An 18,080-nucleotide genomic window follows, 5' to 3' on the forward strand; every position below is an offset into this window, starting at 1 on the left:
GGCTCGTGCTCGGGCTTGGGCCTGAGTTCGGGCTCGCGCTCGGGCTTGGGCTTGCTCTTGGTTGTGGTTGTGGTCGTGCACGCGCAGGTGGGTGCGCTGCCGGACGGCCGGGGGGGGCATGTCGCCGGTTTCGGGTGGGTGGCCCGGGTCAGCCGGAGGGTGGCCGCGAGGCAGACGGCGGAGACCGCTGCGAGGAGGAGGGGGACCGCTCGGACGCCGGACCACTCGATGACCTTGCCGAGGGCGGGACCCGCGGCGACGCCGCCCAGCAAGGACGCGGCGATGACGACCGCACCGGCCCGGCGGGCGTGCGGGGCGGCCCGGTGCAGCCAGGGCAGTCCGGTGGGGAAGGTCGGTGCGATGAAGGCCGTAGTCGATGCCGCCGAAGCCGAGGCCCGCGAGGAGCGACGAGGTGAGGGCCAGGGGCCAGTTCGGTGCGACCGCGAAGCCCGCCGCGCCGACGGCCATCAGCAGATACGAGGCTGCCAGGATCCGCCGGTTGCCGGTACGGCCGTACAACCGGTCGAAGAGCAGGACTCCGGCGACCCCGCCGACTAAGTGCGCGCTGAGCCCGAGCCCGGCGGCGGAGGGCGAGAGTCCGAACTCCCCGCAGAGCCGGGATCGCGGGGCCGTAGAACGCCTGAAGAGCGCCGATGAGCATGAAGCCGACGCAGGAGGCGACCACGGCGGACGTGGTGAAGACCGGGCCGGGGGCGACGGAAAAGGCCGGAGCGGGGGCGGGAGCCGGGGCGTGCTGTGCCGTGGGGTGGTCGGTCACGCGGGCTCCAGGGGCGGACGGCCCACCTCTTCGTGGGCGTGCGGGTGATGCTCCGACGGGCAATTATGTTACCGGTAACATTCAGCCCGTCAAGATGCCGGGCGCGTGGGCGGCGCTCTTGGATTGGGGGGCGGGGTCAGGGGTCAGGGGCCAGGGGCCTGGCCTGCGAGGGCGGGGCCGGGGGCCCGGGCCGGTGAGGGCCGGGGCAGCGCTCAGGAGCCGGGCCGGGGGCTGGGGCGGACGGGGCCAGGGGCTACTGGGGCCGGTGGGGGCCGGGGCCGGGAGCTACTGGGGCCGGCTGGGCTGGGGCCGGGGGCGTTGTCAGTGGTGGCTGTCAGCATGGGGGCACGGTCGAAGTGCGCTCCCAACCTAAGCGTGCGATGCCGTGCGGAGGGGGAGGCCGTGCCGCGCCGGCGGGCGCGCCGACGGTGCACTGGCGGCACCGGAGGGTGTCGCCCCGGGTACGGCTTGGTTGCGACAAGGACTAGTCGCCGTAGGGGCGTTGGGGGGTGGGCAGCATGCGGTCCATGAGCCGAGACCGGTACGTCGACTTCCTGCGCGCGTGGGCGATCCTGCTCGTCGTGCTGGGCCACTGGCTGATCACCGGGCTGGTCAGGCATCCGGACGGTGAGATCACCGCCCCGGAGCTGCTGGCGTCCGTGCCCTGGACCCAGTGGCTGACCCTGGGTTTCCAGATCATGCCGCTGTTCTTCCTCGCCGGTGGGCATGCCGCCGCGGGCTCCTGGGCACGGGCCCGGGACTCGGGTGGGAGTGCCGCGGGATGGGTGGGGCAGCGTGCCGTGCGGCTGCTGCTGCCCACGGCGGTGTACAGCGGCCTCGTGCTGCTCGCCGTCGGGGTGTGCTCCGCGCTCGGCGTGGACCGCGCCACCCTCGCGCTGGTGGGCTGGGCGATGGCCATGCAGTTCTGGTTCCTGCCGGTGTATCTGCTGCTCAGCGCCCTGACGCTGATGCTGTACACCCTTCACGAACGGTGGGGGGTGCGCGTGCCCGTGGGCATGGGCGTGGTGGCGCTCGGCGTCGGCGCGCTCATGGCGGCGGGCGACGCGTCCTCGCGCGGTCCGGCCGTCGAGGCGATCGGGGCGCTCAACTACCTGCTCGTGTGGGGTGTCGTCTACCAGCTCGGTTTCTGCTGGCGGGACGGGCTGCTGGGCGGCGCCGGGGGGACGCCGCCGCGTGGGCACGGCCGGGCGCTGGCCCTGGCGGCGGGGGGCGGGGCGGGGTTCGCCCTGCTCGTCGGGCCCGGGCCGTTCCCCGTCAGCCTGATCCTGGTGACCGGGGAGAAACTGAGCAACACCGATCCGCCGTCGGCTGCCATGCTGGCGTGGAGCCTGGCGCAGGTCGGGACGGCTCTGCTGGTCGCGCCGCTGATACGACGGGTACTGGAGCGGGCGAGGGTGCGGCGGGCCGTGCGGGTGCTGGGGGCCGGCAGCATGGCGCTCTACCTCTGGCACATGCTGCCGGTGCTGATCGTCGCCGCCGCCTTCTACTTGACCGGGCTCGCCCCCGAACCCCGCTACGGCTCGGCGGGCTGGTGGGCCCTACGGGTGCCGTGGCTGCTGGTGCTGGGGAGTGTCCTGGTGGGGGTGGTGTGGGCCTTGCGACCGCTGGAGCGGAGGCTGGCCGCCGTGGAGCCGCGTGTACGGCCCGGCGCGGGGATCCGGGGAGCGGCGGCCTGGCGCATATGGGCCGGCCTCGGGGTGAGCGTCTGGGCGCTGACCTATTTCGCGGGGCACGGGTTCGCGTACGGCGGCGAGTTCCCGGCGTGGCCGGCCGTGGGACTGGGAGTGGGCACGCTGTGCGTGGCCTTCCCTCGCCGGGCCGACGGAAGCGAAGGGGGCACGCCGGTCGAGGGGGGCGCCGCGACGGTCCCGGGGGGCGTGATGGTGCCGGGGGCGGGTGGTGTCGCTCGGTAGGGCGGTGCGGCCGGTCTCGGTAGGGCGGTGTCGGTAGGGCGGTGCGGCCGGTCTCGGTAGGGCGGTGTCAGGCTGTGCGCTTGCGGGCCGTCGTCGTCTTCTTCGCGGCCGACTTCTTCGCCGTCGTCTTCTTCGCGGTGGCCTTCTTGGCCGTGCTCTTCGACGCCGCCGTGCTCTTCGACGCCGCCGTCTTCTTCGCCGACTGCGTCGACTTGGCCGTCTTCGCGGTCGACTTCCTCGGGGCCGCCGTGGTCTTCTTCGCCGTCGACGTCGAGGTCGACTTCTTGCCGCCCGTCCCCTTGGGCGCCGTACGGGCCGACCTGCGCTGCGAGAGGTGTCTGACCTCGGCCGCCGAACCCGTTTCCTGGTCCGCCTCCTGGTCGGTCTCCTCCTCCGCCTCCGAAGCGGCCTTCTCCGGTTCCTCGCCGCGTGACTTCTTCGCCGCCCGCACGCTCTTCTCCAGGGCCGCCATCAGGTCCAGCACCTTGCCACTGGACGGCGCGGACGGGGCCTCGGGGGGTGTCTCGCCGGCCGCCTTCGCCGCCACGACCTCCTCCACCGCCTCGCGGTACTCGTCGTGCAGGTCCTCCAGGTCGACCTCGCCGAGGGTGTCCATCAGGGCGTCCGCGAGGTCGAGTTCCTTGTCGCGGACGGTGACCGAGGTCTCCGGGGCCACGCCTTCCGGTGCGCGGACCTCGTCCGGCCAGAGCAGACCGTGCATGGCGATCGCCTCGCCGACCACGCGGAGCATCCCGAGGCGCTCACGGCCGCGCAGGGCGTACTTCGCGATCGCCACCTTGTGGCTGCGTTTCAGGGCCTCCCTGAGCAGCGTGTACGGCTTCGCCGCCGGCGCACCGCCCGCCTGGAGGTAGTAGGCGGCGTCCATCTGGAGCGGGTCGATCCGGTCGGCCGGGACGAAGGCCACGATCTCGATGGTCTTCGCGGTCGGCAGCGGCAGATGGGACAGGTCCTCGTCGGTGATCGGGATGATCGTGCCGTCCGCGTCCTCCCAGCCCTTGCCGATCTCGGCCGAGCTCACCTCGCGGTCCTCCAGCTCGCACACCTTGCGGTAGCGGATGCGGCCGCCGTCCTCCGTGTGGATCTGGCGGAAGGAGATCGAGTGGCTCTCGGTGGCGTTCACCAGCTTGATCGGGATGCTGACGAGGCCGAAGGAGATGGCGCCGTTCCAGATGGATCTCACGTGCAGCACCCTCCTGAATATCCTGAATGAGCCTTATGTGATGGTTTCATGTGATTCTCATCGTATGACGCCGATCACTGAGGTGGAGGGGAGACGGCTCGCGCTCAGCAATCTGGAGAAGGTGCTGTATCCGGCGACCGGCTTCACCAAGGGCGAGGTGCTGCACTACTACGCGACCGTCGCCGACGCGCTGCTCCCCCATCTGCGCGACCGGCCGCTGTCCTTCCTGCGCTACCCGGACGGGCCCGACGGGCAGGTCTTCTTCGCCAAGAACGTGCCGCCGGGGACGCCCGAATGGGTCACCACCGCCGAGGTGCCCCGGTCGGAGGGGCCCGCGCGGATGGTGGTCGTGCAGGATCTGCCGAGTCTGGTCTGGGCGGCGAACCTCGTCACGGAGTTCCATACGCCCCAGTGGGTGATCCAGGATCCCGCTGTCGCCGACCGGCTCGTCCTCGACCTCGATCCGGGGCCGCCCGCGACCGTCGTCGAGTGCTGTGAGGTCGCGGTGTGGCTGCGGGAACGGCTCGCGGCGGACGGGATCGAGGCGTGGCCGAAGACGTCCGGGTCGAAGGGGCTGCATCTGCTGGCGGCGGTGCGGGGGGCGTCCTCCGAACGGGTCACGGAGTACGCGAAGCAGCTGGCCGTGGAGGCGGAGCGGGTGATGCCGCGGCTGGTTCTGCACCGGATGACGCGGAGTCTGCGGCCGGGGAAGGTGTTCGTGGACTGGAGTCAGAACGCGGCGCGGAAGACGACGGCGGCGCCGTACACGTTGCGGGCGCGGGCTGAGCCGACGGTGTCGGCGCCGGTCACGTGGGGGGAGGTGGAGGAGTGTCGGTCGGTGGGGACGCTGACGTTCTCGGCGTCGGACATCGCTCCGCGGGTTCAGGATTTCGGGGATCTGTTGGCGGGGTTGCTCGATGCGGGGCGGGCGGGGGCGGTGCCGTGATCTGACCCCCGGGTCCGGTCCTTCTCCCCGGCCCGGCTCGGCCTGCGGCCCGCCGGCTCTTCCCGGTCCCGCTCGGCCTGCGGCCCGCCGGCTCTTCCCGGTCCCGCTCGGCCTGCGGCCCGCCGGCTCTCCTCCGGCCCTGCCCCTCTCCTTGCCCCTGGGGATTCTTCTCCGGCCCGGCCCGCATTCTCCGGCCCGGCCCGCATTCTCCGGCCCGGCCCGCATTCTCCGGTCCGGCTCTCCTCTCCCGGCCTGCTCGCGACCTGCGGCCCGCTCGCCCTTCTCCGGCCCAGGTCTTCTCCTCGGGCCCGGCCCCTCTTCTCCTGCCTGCTCGCTCTCCCCCGCCCAACGGTCTCTCTCGCCCCCGCCGCCCCTACCCGTCCCATCCTCGCCAGGGGCGCTGCCCCTTCGACCCCCGCCCTCAGGGGGCTCCGCCCCCTGGCCCCCGTTTCGGCCTGGACGGCCTCGTCCTCAATCGCCGGACGGGCTGAGTGACCACCCCGGGGATGAAGGATCCGCCCCCTCGCCCTGCGGAGCCGCGCGGGCCGATGGATCCACCCCGTGCTCATGGGCCACACGGGCAAAGCATCCCCCGGTACTCATGAGCCGCACGGGCCGCGCAGGCCGCAGGCCAAAGATCTCCCCGTCCTCATGGACCCCCACAGGCCGCACAGGCCGCACAGGCCGCACAGGCCGCACAGGCCGCACAGGCCAAGGATCCCCCAGTCCTCACGGGCCTCACGGGCTCACGGACCCACGGACCCACGGACCCACGGGCCCACGGGCCCACGGGCCAAGGATTCCCCCGTCCTCACGGGACTCACGGGTCCGCACGGGAGAGTCCCCCCATCTCCACGAGCCGCTCAGGCAAGGATCCCCCGGCCTCACGAGCGACACCGGGGAAGGATTCGCACCCGGGCTCAGGAGGTGTAGCGGCCGACGCGGCCGGTTCTCTCGCTCACACCCTCGTCCAGGTCGCGCGGTCGCGGGCCATCGCGTGGAGGGCTTCCACGTCTGCCGGCTTCAGGACGCCGCCCAGGCGGGACAGGTCGGTGAGGTCGGTGTCGGTCAGGACGCGGACCTCGCGGGGCGGGGTCGTGACGGAGACGTCCGTCGGGCCGACCAGGGCCAGTACGGGGCGGACCTCGGCCGTCAGGGCGTGGGACGCGCGGTCGGCGTCGGCGCGTACCCGGCGCAGAAGGGGCTCGGGGTCGCGGCGGCCCAGGCCGACCAGCGGGTCGGCGATGCGGACCCGCTGCTTGCGGGCGTACAGCGCGTGGACCGCGAACAGACCGGCCGGGCCGATGGCCAGGTGGTGGACGCGGTCTCCGCCGGGGAGGGGCAGGGAGTGCAGGGTGTGCCAGCCGGCGCCGTCGAGACGGTCCAGCGCCACCCCGACGGTCTGCTCGGCCGCCAGGGCTCGCCTGCGCGGGTCGGACCGGAGGCGGTGGGCGGGGCCCGGTTCGCGGTCCAGGTCGATCAGCAGGGCCTCGCCGGGACGGTTGGGGGCCAGGTCGTCGTCCGGGTGGAGGGAGAGCCGGGCCAGTTCCGCGGATGTGGGGACCGGGGGCGGCCCGACCGTGACCGGGCCGGTGATGAAGGGGCCGAGAGCCTCGAGGACGTCCTCTCTGCGGTTCTCCCCGATCAGGTTGATCCTGGCCGCCTCACGGTCGTACCAGGCGATGTTCCTGCCGTCCGTGAGACAGACGTAGAGCCGCTCCTGGCCATGCCGCCAGGTCGGTATGACGCGCAGTCCGTTCATGCACCATCACCCCACGACCATGGGAACAGGAGGGGCGCTCCGGGGGCAAGAAGGCGGTTACCTTCAAGGGGAGTTGGGCAAGCACTGGGCAGCGCGTTTGGGGAGGCGCCGTTGCGGACCCGCAGGAAGCAACTCGACGTACCGCCTCCGGACCGTCCGTGGAGCGAGATCGTGCCCGGCCTGTGGATGGGCGGCCACGAGTTCCGGGGGCGCTCCGGGGAACTGGAACTCGCCGTGGTGCGGGACGAGTTCGATCTCGTCCAGACGCTGACCCGGGCCCGGCAGGGGCATGGCCCCGATCCCGGGGTGTTGCATCAGGTGTGGCCGATTCCGGACGGTCCGCTGGACGGCACCCAGCTCACCGGGGTGATCCGGCTGGCGCGGGCGGCGGGGGACGCGATGGACGACGGCCGGACGGTCCTCGTCCGCTGCTACAGCGGCTACAACCGCTCGGGCCTGGTGATCGCCCACGCGCTGGTACGCCGGGGGCACTCGGCCGACGAGGCGATCCGGCTGATACGGTCGCGGCGCTCACCGTGGGCCCTGCACAACGAGTTGTTCGTGGAGTACCTGCGGGCGGGGCTGCCGACGGCCAGGCTTTTGGAGGAACTGGCCGAATAATCGTTTCGCCATGGTCAGGACCCCGGCACCTCCAGCGCTTCGCCATCCCCGGCCCACCAGTACGCAAAACGGACTTCCTTACGAATAAGGTGTACGGGCCTGACGTCGCCGTATCCCCAGAGGAGTCACAGGAGTCCCGTGCCCCGCCGTTGTCCCTCCAGCCCCACCAGCCCCACCAGTCCCGCTAGCCCTTTCAGTCCCTTCAGCACCTTCAGTCCTTTCAGTACCTCCGGTCTCTGGCGCGCCGCGCGTCCCATCGAGGCCGGTCGGAGTGGGACCGGTGGGCGTGGGACCGGTGGGCGTGGGGCCCGTCGGCGTGGGGCCGCTCGGCGCGGGATCGCCGCCGTCGCCGTCGTCCTGCTGGCCTCGGTGGCCGTGGGCTGCGGTGACGCGGGGGAGCTTCAGGGCGCCGGGGCGACACCGACGGCGATCAGCCCGGACAAGCTCTGGCCGGATCTGACCCCCGCCTCCAGTCCCGCCTTCGACATCGGCGAGGTCGACACCGAGGTGGTGAAGGGCATCACGGTGCCCGGCGGTGACATCCGCAAGGTGGACCCAGTGGCGGTCGTCCGTAAGGAGATCACCGCGCATCCGGGCGACTACGCCGAGGGGACGTACAGCGAGACGGCCCGCCGGATGGCCGACTGCGGCAGGAGCGGGGCGGCGGGGAGCCGGTGCCCCGTGCTCAAGGCGTACTACCGGGACCTCACCGGCGACGGCCACGAGGACATGACGCTGGGCTTCCGGCAGCTGCCGGGCAATCTGACGGCCGTCCGCGTCTACACCGTGCGCAAGGACCGGCTCGTCCAGGTCATGGCCTACGAGGACGCGGTGAGCGGGGTCGAGCTGACCGGGCGGTCGGTCATCATCCGCGCTCCCTCGGAGGTCGCGGGATACGAGTACCGCCTCCAGTGGACCTGGGACCAGCAGCAGCGGGCGATGCTCCTCACCCATGACGAGATGCTGCGCACCGGCGCCCGGACGTACTCACCCCGGCCCTCCGCGTCGGCGAGTGGCCGATGAGGCTCGCGTTTCCCTCGTGGGCCGGCACGCTCGCCGTGAAGGCCGCCGTCTTCATCACGGTGATGTGCTGTGCGCTGGCCGCGCTGCTCGGCGTACTGGTGCATGTCTCGGTGACGAACCAGACCGTCGGGCAGGCCCGTGACCTCGCGCTCTCCCGCCTGAAGGACGCGACGGCGGCCTTCGAGGCGGGGGACACCCTGGGGTGGGGCGCGAGCCTCGATCCGCCGGGGCTGCCCGCGTCGCTGCGGGCGCTGGCGGTGGCCGGGGAGCGCGGCACGGTGGTCGCCGACCACCGCGGACGCCCGACGATGTGGGCGGCCGGCCCCGTCGACGGCGCGCGGGCCCTCGCGGTCCCGGTCGACTACTCGCAGAGCGCCCGCACGATCGAGGCCCTCGACACCGCGATCCTGTGGTCGTCGGCCCTGGCCATCGGCGCGACGCTGCTGGTAGGCGCCGTCGCGGTCACTCGGGTCACCCGGCGGCTGCACACCACCGCGCAGGTGGCCCGGCGGATCACCGCCGGCGATCTGGACGCGCGCGTGGACGACCCCCGTACGAGGGAACCGGGCCGGCCGCAGGACGAGGTGGGGGCCGTCGCCGTCGCACTGGACTCCATGGCGTCCTCGCTCCAGGGCAAGCTGCTGAGCGAGCAGCGGTTCACCGCCGACGTGGCGCACGAGCTGCGCACCCCGCTGACCGGGCTGCACGCGGCCGCGGAACTGCTGCCGCCGGGGCGGCCGACGGAACTGGTCCGCGACCGGGTCGCGGCGCTGCGCACGCTGACGGAGGACCTGCTGGAGATCTCCCGCCTGGACACCGGGCGGGAGCGGCTGGAGCTGGACACCGAGGAACTGGGCGCGCTGGCGGTCCGGGTGGTGCGCACGGCGCAGGCGTCGGACACCTCCGGGGACCAGGCGATCGGCACCGAGGTGGCGGTCGTCCGGGACGCGCGCGTGGAGACCGACCGGCGACGTCTCGAGCGGGTGGTGGGCAACCTGCTCGCCAACGCGCACCGGCACGGACGGGCGCCGGTCGTGCTGACGGTGGACGGGCCCGTGGTCACCGTGCGGGACCACGGGGACGGCTATCCGGAGTACCTCCTCACCCACGGGCCGCAGCGGTTCCGCACCGAGGGCGGGGCGAGGGGGCACGGGCTCGGACTGACGATCGCGGTCGGCCAGGCGGAGGTGCTGGGTGCCCGGCTGGCGTTCACCAACGCCCCGGACGGCGGTGCCGTGGCGACGCTGACGCTCCCTCAGGCACCTCCTGCGGGGAGCGGCCTCCCCGATGGCGCAGCGTGACGGGCGACACGCGCGAACGGCTCCTAATGTGGCGATAAGTCAGCTTCGCCCTCTTCATGGAGGTACCGCCATGCCCCTGCGTACCGCTCTCACACGCATCGCCATACTCACCGCAGCCGGCACCCTCGCCGCCACCGCGGCCGTCACCCCGGCCCTCGCCGACGACTGGGACGGCGGCTCCACCACCCAGGACGACGGTGCGTCCGACTGGCAGAACCAGGGCGGTGACGGCCTCCAGAGCAATCAGAACCAGAGCGGCGGCGGAGGCCAGGGCAACCAGAACCAGGGCGGCGGAGGCGGCCAGGGCAACCAGAACCAGGGCGGCGGCCAGGGCAACAACCAGACCGGCGGCCAAGGCGGCAACCAGAACCACGGTCAAGGCAACAGCCAGAACGGCCAAGGCAACCAGAACCAGGGTGCAGGCCAGGGCAACAACCAGGGGAACCAGTCCGGTCAGGGCAACCAGCACCAGGGCAGCGGCCAAGGCAACAACCAGGCCGGCGGCCAGGGCAACCAGGGCGGCGGCCAGAGCAACCAGGGCAGCGGCCAGAGCAACCAGAACCAGGGCAGCGGCCAGAGCAACCAGAACCAGGGCAGCGGCCAAGGCGACAACCAGTCCGGCCAGGGCAACCAGTCCGGTCAGAACAGCCAGGGTCACCAGAGCGGGAACGGGCAGTCCGGCGGGGGCGACTGGCAGTCCGGCGGGGGCGACTGGCAGTCCGGCGGAGGTGACTGGCAGTCCGGCGGGGGTGACTGGCAGTCCGGCAGCGGCAACCAGAACGACTCCCGCCGCTACCGCGGCCGCGTCACCGCGAGCCAACTGCTCCTGCGCAGTGCGCCCACCCGGGCCAGCCAGGTGATCCGGGTGGCCCATCGCGGGGAGGTCGTCTCGATCTTCTGCAAGACCCCGGGCCAGAACGTCCAGGGCAACTCCGTCTGGTACCTCCTCACGGACGGCACCTGGGCCTGGGGCTCGGCGCGCTACATCGACACCATCGGAACATCTCCCCGCTGGTGCTGATCCGGCGCTGACACGAAAGCGTCCAAGGCTCGCAAGGAGCCATATTTAGGTAGGTTCCGGACATGACCAAAGCCGGAGTCGGAGCAGGGCCGGGAGCAGGGACGGGAGCAGCGGACGGCGCGGCGGCCGGAGCGGGGACGGACGCGGGGACGGACGCGGGGCCCGGCACCGGCGGTGCCAGGGCCGCGACCACCGTGGCGGCGGCCGACGCGCCCGCCCCCGCGGCGCTCCTCCCCCGGCGCCGCGGCGTCGAACTCTCCCTCATCGTCCTGGCCGTGCTGCTCTCCGTGTACGGCTACTGCGCTGTCGGCCTCGCGAAGGACGGCACCGTCCCGCCCGGCGCCGCCGGTTACGGCGCCGGGCTCGGCGTGCTCGCGCTGGTGGCGCATCTCGCGGTACGGCTGCGCGCCCCCTGCGCCGACCCGCTGCTCCTGCCCATCGCGGTACTGCTCAACGGGATGGGCCTGGTGCTGATCTACCGGCTCGACCTGGAGACGCCGGGTGACCGGGCGGCGCCCACCCAACTGGTGTGGTCCACCCTCGGCGTGGCCCTGTTCATCCTGGTCGTGGCCGCGCTGCGCGACCACCGTGTGCTCCAGCGGTACGCGTACGTCTGTGTGGTCGCCGCGCTCGCCCTGCTCGCGCTGCCGATCCTCTTCCCGGCCGTCAACGGCGCCCGGATCTGGATCCGGATCGCCGGGTTCTCCATCCAGCCGGGCGAGTTCGCGAAGGTGCTGCTGGCGGTGTTCTTCGCCGCGTACCTGGCGGCCAACCGCACGGCGCTGGCGTACGCGGGCCGCAGGATCTGGCGCTTCGAACGGCTTCAGCTGCCCACCGGACGCGTCCTCGGCCCGATCGTCACGATCTGGCTGCTGAGCGTCGGGGTACTGGTCCTGGAGCGGGACCTCGGCACGTCGCTGCTCTTCTTCGGGCTGTTCGTGGTCATGCTCTACGTCGCCACCGGCCGCACCGGCTGGATCGCCGTCGGGCTGCTGCTCGCCTCGCTCGGCGCGGTCGCCGTCGGCCGTCTGGAGCCGCACGTGCACAGCCGGGTCGAGGACTGGCTGCACCCGTTCGCGACGATCGAGGCCGGTGAGGGCCCCAACCAGCTCGCGCAGTCGCTGTTCTCCTTCGCGGCCGGCGGGATGTCCGGCACCGGGCTCGGCCTCGGCCACTCCGTCCTCATCGGCTTCGCCGCGAAGTCGGACTTCATCCTGGCGACGGCGGGCGAGGAACTGGGCCTGATGGGTCTCTCGGCCCTCTTCCTCCTCTACGGCCTGCTGGTGGAGCGCGGTTTCCGGGCGGGGCTCTCCTTGCGCGACCCCTTCGGCCGACTGCTCGCGACCGGTCTCGCCTCGATCGTGGCGCTCCAGGTGTTCGTGATCGCGGGCGGGGTGACCGGGTTGATCCCGCTGACCGGCATGGCGATGCCGTTCCTGGCGCAGGGCGGCTCCTCGGTCGTCACCAACTGGGCGATCGTGGCGCTGCTGATCCGGGTGAGCGACTCCGCGAGGCGGCCGCGCCACGCACCGCAGGACGCACCTCGCGACGCGGCGCAGGACACATCGCGTGACGCGGCGCAGGACACATCGCGTGACGCGGCGCAGGACACATCGCGTGACGCGGCGCGCCACACACCGGACCGGACGCCCCGCGACCCGGCCCACGCCGTGCACGTCCCACTCCACGACGAGGACCCACGGAGGCCCGGTTGACCCGGCACATCCGGCACGCCGCCGTCTTCTGCGCCCTGCTGCTGGTGGCACTGCTGGTCAACGCCCTGCGCGTCCAGGTCGTCCAGTCCGGCGCCTACGACGACAACCCGGCCAACCGGCGTGACACCATCGCCCGTTACGCACAGCCGCGCGGCGACATCCTGGTCGACGGCGCCCCCGTGACCGGCTCCCGGGACACCGGTGAGCAGCTGCGCTACGAGCGCACCTACCTCGACGGGCCGCTGTACGCGCCGGTGACCGGCTTCGCCTCGCAGGTGTACGGGACGACGCTCCTGGAGCACACCGGGGACGACGTCCTGTCGGGCGCCGATCCGATGCTCTCGCCGTTCCCGCTGTGGAACGACGTCACGCACGGCCGGCCGGCCGGCGGCAACGTGGTGACGACCCTGAACCGCCGTGCCCAGCAGGCCGCGTACGAGGGGCTCGGCGGGCGCAAGGGCGCCGTGGCGGCGGTGGAGCCGTCGACGGGGCGGGTGCTGGCGCTGGTGTCGAGTCCCTCGTACGACCCCGCCCTGCTGTCCGGCAACGACGCCGCGGCCGAACGGGCCTGGGTGCGGCTGAACGGCGACCCGGACAAGCCGATGCTGAACCGGGCGGCACGCCAGACCTATCCGCCGGGGTCGACGTTCAAGGTGGTCACCGCGGCGGCGGCGCTGGACGCGGGGGTGATCACCGACCTCGACGCGGCGACCGTCTCCCCCGCCCCCTACCGGCTGCCCGGGACGACGACGGGCCTGACCAACGAGGGCGAGGGCTGCGAGGACGCGCCGCTGCGGGACGCCTTCGTGTGGTCGTGCAACACGGTGTTCGCGAAACTCGGCGTGGACACGGGGCTGGCGCAGATGACCCGGACGGCGCAGGCCTTCGGCTTCAACGACGCCGACGTGCGGATCCCGTTCGCCGTGGCGCCGAGCACCTTCGACACCTCGCTCGACCAGGCGCAGCTGGCGCTGTCCTCGATCGGCCAGTTCAACACCCGGGCGACCCCGCTCCAGATGGCGATGGTGTCGGCGGCGGTGGCCGACGGCGGGCAGGTGCGCACGCCGTACCTGGTGGAGCGGACGACACGGCGGGGCGGCGCCACGGTGGCCACGGCCGGTTCCCGCCCGGCCCACCAGGCGATGACCCCCTCGACGGCACGGCTGATGCGGGAGCTGATGGTGGACGTGGTGCGGGAGGGCACCGGCACGAACGCCGCGATCCCCGGCGCGGTCGTCGGCGGCAAGACCGGCACCGCCCAGCACGGTCTCGGCAACGCGGGGATCCCGTACGCCTGGTTCGTCTCCTGGGCGCGGGGCGCGCGGGACTTGGAACCGAGGGTGGCGGTCGCGGTGGTGGTGGAGGACGGGTCGGCGCGGCGCGGGGACATCACCGGGGGCGGGATGGCGGCGCCGATCGCCCGGGCGGTGATGGAGGCCGTGCTCACGTCGTGAGGGTGACGGAGGCGGTGCTCACGTCGTGAAGGGTCAGGAAGGCGGTGCTCACGTCGTGAGACGGGGGGTACCGGGACCGCACAGGGGCGTCCTACGGTTCGCTCATGACTGACACGAGAGCTGAGAACGCCACCGGGACCACCGCTTTCGAACTCGCCCAGGTCAACATCTCCCGTCTCAAATTCCCGCTGGACTCCCCGGAGTTGAAGGACTTCGTGGACGCTCTCGACCCGGTCAACGCCACCGCGGAGGCGGCGGAGGGCTATGTGTGGCGACTCCAGTCCGACGGCGGCGACGCGACGGACATCCAGGTGTTCGGGGACTCCTGGCTGATCATCAACATGACGGTGTGGCGGGACCTCGACGCCCTGACCACGTTCATGTACCAGGGGCGGCACCGCGAGCTGCTCTCGCGCAGGCGGGAGTGGTTCGAGCGGGTGGCGGAGGCGATGACGGCGCTGTGGTGGGTACCTGCGGGCCACCGTCCGACCGTCGCGGAGGCGGAGTCCCGGCTCCTGCATCTGCGCGCGAACGGTCCGACGCCGTACGCCTTCGGCCTGCGCACGTCGTTCCCGGCGCAGGGCGCGGAGCCGATGACGTTCGCGCTGCCGGAGGACCTGGGCTGCTCGGTCTAGCCGAGCCGGCCGGTCCCGGCGGCCCGGGCGCCACCGACGGCCCGGCCCGTACCGACGGCCCGGGCGACCCCGACGGCCCGGGCGACCCCGGCAGCCCCGGCGGCCCGGCAGCCGCGGGAAGGCCGGGAAGGGCCGGAAAGGGGCAGGCGGGGCCGGGAAGGGCCGGAAAGGGGCAGGCGGGGCCGGAAAGGAGCAGGCGGGGCTAGGGCAGGTCGAGCCGGAACGGGCCGGCCGGTTGCGGTCTGTGGTGACCGCAGTCGATCTCGTTGCCGTCCTCGTCCCCGACATAGGCGGGCAGCGTCTCGGCGTGCACGGTCACCGTCCCCGGCCCGTGTTCGACCTCGAACGCCTCGGACACCCCCTCCCCCGGCCGCCCGAGCGTCCAGATCACGAAGGTCTCGCCGGGCCGCAGCCAGTGATCGCTGCCGTACGGCTCCAGGACCAGCTCGAGCAGCTCCGCGCCGGAGTTGCGCACCCGCAGCCGCGCGACGGGCCGTTCGTCCGCGGTCAGGCGCGCCCCGCCTCCCCCGGCAGGGGCTCCCGGCGCGCCAGCCACGGCGCGGGGACGGCGTCGACGCCGGTGCGGGCGGCCACGATGCCGCCGGTGATGGCGCAGGTGGTGTCGACGTCCCCGAAGCCCTCGGCGGTGGTCCACAGGGCGGCGACGAGGTCGTCGGGGTGGCGGGCGGCGGACCAGACGGCGAAGGGCACGGTGTCGTCGGCGCGGATGCGCTGACCGTTGCCGAGGACGTCGGAGGCTTTCCAGGGGTCGGTGCCGAAGGGGAGTTCGGCGGCGCGGGCGAGTCCGTCGCGGGTCGCGCTGTCCGGAGTGAGCGCCACCACCTCGGGGAGGGCGAGGCGTCCCGTGACCGAGAGCGCCGCCGCCACCGCCACGGCGACCGCCCCCGCGATGCCCTCCGGGTGGGCGTGGGTGACCTCGGCGGAGCGTGCGGCCTGTTCCGCCGTCCGGTCCAGATCGGTGTGGAACCAGGCGCCCAGCGGCGCGACCCGCATCGCCGCCCCGTTGCCGAGGCTGCCTTCGCCGCCGAACAGCTCGCGGCTGAACTCGGGCCAGCGCTGCGGCTCCTGGAGCAGCCGGGGCAGCAACTCGTGCATGCCGTGGCCGTAGCCACGGGCCGGGTCGGCGTCGTGGCCGAGCGCGAAGGCGAGGGCGAGGTCCCGCTGCCGCACCTCCCCGAACCGGTCGAGCACCCGGACGAGGCCGAGGGCCATCGCCGTGTCGTCGGTCCAGTGCCAGTCCGGCTCCTCGGGCATCCGGCGGGCGCGGACCTCCTCGTACGCCTGCCGGGGCTCCCGGAAGAGCGGGAACCAGCGCTCCCCGAACGCGTCCCCGAGGGCCAGCCCTTCCAGACTGCGGCGGGCGGCGGCACTGCCTGCGTCGTTTCCGTGCGCGGTGCTCAAGTCGTCTCCCCCTACGGCTCGGAGGGGCCGATTCTCGCAGAGGGCCGGTGCCGACACCGGATCGACGACCGGGTCGACAAATGGCGCCCGGGGGATTGACGGGCTTGCTGACAAGCAGTCTCATAAGAGCCATGACGACCCTCACCGATGCCGACGCACTGGAAGGGCTGCGCGACGCGCTGGGCCTGCTCAAGGACCGGGAGCAGGTGGCCGAGCGGCTGCTGGCGTCCTCCGCGAAGCACTCCTTCGACCCCGACAAGGAGCTGGACTGGGACGCCCCCTTCGAGGAGGGCAAGTGGTTCTGGCCGCCGGAACTGGTGTCGCTGTACGACACCCCGATGTGGCGGCGCATGAGCGAGGAACAGCGGATGCTGTTGTCGCAGCACGAGGCCGCCGCGCTCGCCTCGCTGGGGATCTGGTTCGAGCTGATCCTCATGCAGCTGCTCGTCCGGCACATCTACGACAAGGCGGCGACGAGCGCGCACGTGCGGTACGCGCTGACCGAGATCGAGGACGAGTGCCGGCACTCGAAGATGTTCGCCCGGCTGATCACCCGGGGCGGCACGCCCTACTACCCGGTGAGCCGTGCCCACCAGAACCTGGGACGGCTGTTCAAGACGATCTCCACGACGCCCGGCTCCTTCACCGCGACCCTGCTGGGCGAGGAGGTCCTCGACTGGATGCAGCGGCTGACCTTCCCGGACGAGCGGGTCCAGCCGCTGGTCCGTGGCGTCACCCGGATCCACGTCGTGGAGGAGGCCCGGCACGTCCGCTACGCCCGTGAGGAGCTGCGCCGCCAGATGATGACGGCGCCGAAGTGGTCCCAGGAGTTCACCAGGGTCACGTCGGGCGAGTTCGCGCGGGTCTTCTCCGTGGCGTTCGTGAACCCGGAGGTCTACACGAACGTGGGCCTGGACCAGCGCGAGGCCGTGGCGCAGGTGCGGGCGAGCGGGCACCGGCGGGAGGTCATGCAGACGGGATCGAAGAAACTGACGGACTTCCTGGACGACATCGGGGTGCTGCGGGGCGTCGGGCGGCGGCTGTGGAAGTCGTCCGGACTGCTCGCCTGACCCGACGGCGGGCACGGGGCGGGGGCGGGCGATTACGCTGCACGTCATGACCCCCGCCGCGCCCGCCTACCGTCGCCTCAGCGTCGAGGAACGCCGCAGCCAGCTGCTGGAGGCCGCGCTCTCGCTCTTCGCGCACCGCGCCCCCGAGGACGTCTCGCTGGACGATGTGGCGGAGGCCGCCGGGGTGTCCCGGCCGCTCGTCTACCGGTACTTCCCCGGTGGCAAGCAGCAGCTCTACGAGGCCGCCCTGCGCTCCGCCGCCGAGGAGCTGCACCACTGCTTCGACGAGCCGCGCGACGGCCCGCCCCTGCCCCGCCTCGCGCGGGCCCTCGACCGCTATCTGTCGTTCGTCGGCCGCCACGACGCCGGTTTCAGCGCCCTGCTCCAGGGCGGCAGCGTCGTCGAGACGTCCCGGACGACCGCCATCGTGGACGGCGTACGGCGGGCCGCCGCCGAGCACATCTACCGCCACCTGGGGGTCCCCGATCCCGGGCCGCGGCTCCGGATGACCGTGCGGATGTGGATCACCGCCGTCGAGGCGGCCTCCCTCATCTGGCTCGACGAGGACAAGCAGCCGCCCGCCGACGAGCTGCGCGACTGGCTGGTCGACCAGTTCGTCGCCGTCCTCACGGTGACCGCGGCGCGGGACGCGCAGACCGCCGAGCTGGTCCGGGGTGCGCTGGCGGCGGAGTCCTGATCGACACTGGTGCGGTGAAGAGCGAAGACACCCCCTTCGAGGGCGGCCCCATGGACGGCCGGGTGCTGCCCGTGCTGCTGGGCCCGACCGGGCACCCGCCGAAGACCTACCGCATCCCCGTCCCCGACGCGGCCGGCGGCCCGCCCACCGTGCTGGTCTACCGGCGTGTGCCGCGCGGCCACAGCAGGAGGCTCGGCCTGCCCCAGGGCTGGAAGTACGAGTTCGCCGCCGAGGGCGACACGGGAGCGAGGTGGAGCGGCGGGCTGAGCGGCCTGAAGTGGCCGTGGTCGAAACCCGCTACTCCGCCCGGCACCGAGCCCGGCACCCGCCCCGGCACCGATCCCGGCGGTCCGCCCGACGCCACGCCGGGCGGACGGCGGGACGACGCCGACGAGTGACCTGGTTGCGCCGAACCGCGCACCTCCGGCGCGCGGGCCGCGCGCGCCCGCCTGATGCTCGCCCTACGGGATGGAGGGGCCACCCCGCAGTGGAGGTGATGA

The 18,080-nt window shown here is 72.9% G+C and carries 16 protein-coding genes and 1 pseudogene; 12 read left to right on the forward strand and 5 right to left on the reverse strand.

Going from position 1 to position 18,080, the window contains the following annotated elements:
• Positions 1–128: 128 nt before the first annotated feature.
• Positions 129–661 (reverse strand): annotated as a pseudogene (locus tag AOQ37_RS38440) (MFS transporter); the annotation flags it as partial.
• A gap of 644 nt (positions 662–1,305) precedes the next feature.
• Between AOQ37_RS38440 and AOQ37_RS06655 the strand changes: the two are divergent.
• Complete coding sequence (locus AOQ37_RS06655) at positions 1,306–2,712, forward strand: acyltransferase family protein (protein ID WP_062642502.1); 1,407 nt, start codon at positions 1,306–1,308, stop codon at positions 2,710–2,712.
• Between the two features lie 67 nt (positions 2,713–2,779).
• Here AOQ37_RS06655 and ku read toward each other — a convergent pair whose 3' ends face one another.
• A complete protein-coding gene (gene ku, locus AOQ37_RS06660; RefSeq protein ID WP_445406821.1) occupies positions 2,780–3,913 on the reverse strand; it encodes a non-homologous end joining protein Ku in 1,134 nt (377 codons plus the stop codon).
• Positions 3,914–3,977: 64 nt separating this feature from the next.
• On the opposite strand from ku, the gene ligD reads away from it, so the two are divergent.
• Positions 3,978–4,859 carry a non-homologous end-joining DNA ligase gene (gene ligD / locus AOQ37_RS06665; protein ID WP_062642146.1) on the forward strand — a complete coding sequence of 294 codons (882 nt, stop codon included), beginning with the start codon at positions 3,978–3,980 and terminating at the stop codon, positions 4,857–4,859.
• 958 nt (positions 4,860–5,817) lie between these two features.
• Here ligD and AOQ37_RS06670 read toward each other — a convergent pair.
• Positions 5,818–6,621 carry a nuclease-related domain-containing protein gene (locus tag AOQ37_RS06670; protein ID WP_062642148.1) on the reverse strand — a complete coding sequence of 268 codons (804 nt, stop codon included), beginning with the start codon at positions 6,619–6,621 and terminating at the stop codon, positions 5,818–5,820.
• Positions 6,622–6,732: 111 nt separating this feature from the next.
• Here AOQ37_RS06670 and AOQ37_RS06675 point away from each other — a divergent pair, with 111 nt between their 5' ends.
• From AOQ37_RS06675 to AOQ37_RS06705, 7 genes are all read left to right on the forward strand, one after another.
• Positions 6,733–7,242, forward strand: a complete 510-nt coding sequence (locus AOQ37_RS06675; RefSeq protein ID WP_062642150.1) for a protein-tyrosine phosphatase family protein — start codon at positions 6,733–6,735, stop codon at positions 7,240–7,242.
• Between the two features lie 336 nt (positions 7,243–7,578).
• Entirely contained in the window at positions 7,579–8,265 is a 687-nt protein-coding gene (locus AOQ37_RS06680; RefSeq protein WP_062642504.1) for a hypothetical protein, read from the forward strand.
• Positions 8,262–9,566: an ATP-binding protein gene (locus tag AOQ37_RS06685; protein ID WP_062642152.1), complete on the forward strand. Its 1,305-nt coding sequence runs from the start codon at positions 8,262–8,264 to the stop codon at positions 9,564–9,566. Before AOQ37_RS06680 ends, AOQ37_RS06685 begins: the two co-directional genes overlap by 4 nt.
• Positions 9,567–9,636: 70 nt before the next feature.
• Positions 9,637–10,587 carry an SH3 domain-containing protein gene (locus tag AOQ37_RS40790; RefSeq protein ID WP_062642153.1) on the forward strand — a complete coding sequence of 317 codons (951 nt, stop codon included), beginning with the start codon at positions 9,637–9,639 and terminating at the stop codon, positions 10,585–10,587.
• Positions 10,588–10,649: 62 nt separating this feature from the next.
• Positions 10,650–12,302: an FtsW/RodA/SpoVE family cell cycle protein gene (locus AOQ37_RS06695; RefSeq protein WP_234436824.1), complete on the forward strand. Its 1,653-nt coding sequence runs from the start codon at positions 10,650–10,652 to the stop codon at positions 12,300–12,302.
• Positions 12,299–13,756 (forward strand): peptidoglycan D,D-transpeptidase FtsI family protein, encoded by a 1,458-nt coding sequence (locus AOQ37_RS06700; RefSeq protein WP_062642156.1) that lies wholly within the window; start codon positions 12,299–12,301, stop codon positions 13,754–13,756. Before AOQ37_RS06695 ends, AOQ37_RS06700 begins: the two co-directional genes overlap by 4 nt.
• 104 nt (positions 13,757–13,860) lie before the next feature.
• Positions 13,861–14,391, forward strand: coding sequence for a DUF3291 domain-containing protein (locus AOQ37_RS06705; protein WP_062642158.1), 531 nt, complete (start codon positions 13,861–13,863; stop codon positions 14,389–14,391).
• A gap of 202 nt (positions 14,392–14,593) precedes the next feature.
• Here the strand turns inward: AOQ37_RS06705 and AOQ37_RS06710 are convergent, their stop codons facing one another.
• Positions 14,594–14,947, reverse strand: coding sequence for a hypothetical protein (locus tag AOQ37_RS06710; RefSeq protein ID WP_062642160.1), 354 nt, complete (start codon positions 14,945–14,947; stop codon positions 14,594–14,596).
• Complete coding sequence (locus AOQ37_RS06715) at positions 14,899–15,813, reverse strand: ADP-ribosylglycohydrolase family protein (RefSeq protein ID WP_062642162.1); 915 nt, start codon at positions 15,811–15,813, stop codon at positions 14,899–14,901. Before AOQ37_RS06715 ends, AOQ37_RS06710 begins: the two co-directional genes overlap by 49 nt.
• A 131-nt stretch (positions 15,814–15,944) precedes the next feature.
• On the opposite strand from AOQ37_RS06715, the gene AOQ37_RS06720 reads away from it, so the two are divergent.
• The 3 genes from AOQ37_RS06720 to AOQ37_RS06730 are packed head-to-tail and all read left to right on the forward strand — an operon-like array spanning position 15,945 to position 17,978.
• On the forward strand, positions 15,945–16,883 hold the full coding sequence (locus AOQ37_RS06720) for an AurF N-oxygenase family protein (RefSeq protein WP_062642164.1): 939 nt from the start codon (positions 15,945–15,947) through the stop codon (positions 16,881–16,883).
• Between the two features lie 46 nt (positions 16,884–16,929).
• Entirely contained in the window at positions 16,930–17,580 is a 651-nt protein-coding gene (locus AOQ37_RS06725; RefSeq protein ID WP_062642166.1) for a TetR/AcrR family transcriptional regulator, read from the forward strand.
• 14 nt (positions 17,581–17,594) lie between these two features.
• The gene (locus AOQ37_RS06730) at positions 17,595–17,978 is read left to right on the forward strand and encodes a DUF8847 domain-containing protein (protein ID WP_062642168.1); all 384 of its coding nucleotides are present in this window, start codon (positions 17,595–17,597) and stop codon (positions 17,976–17,978) included.
• Positions 17,979–18,080 lie beyond the last annotated feature (102 nt).

Source organism: Streptomyces maremycinicus (assembly GCF_001184025.1).
GTDB classification, from domain to species: Bacteria; Actinomycetota; Actinomycetes; order Streptomycetales; family Streptomycetaceae; genus Streptomyces; species Streptomyces maremycinicus.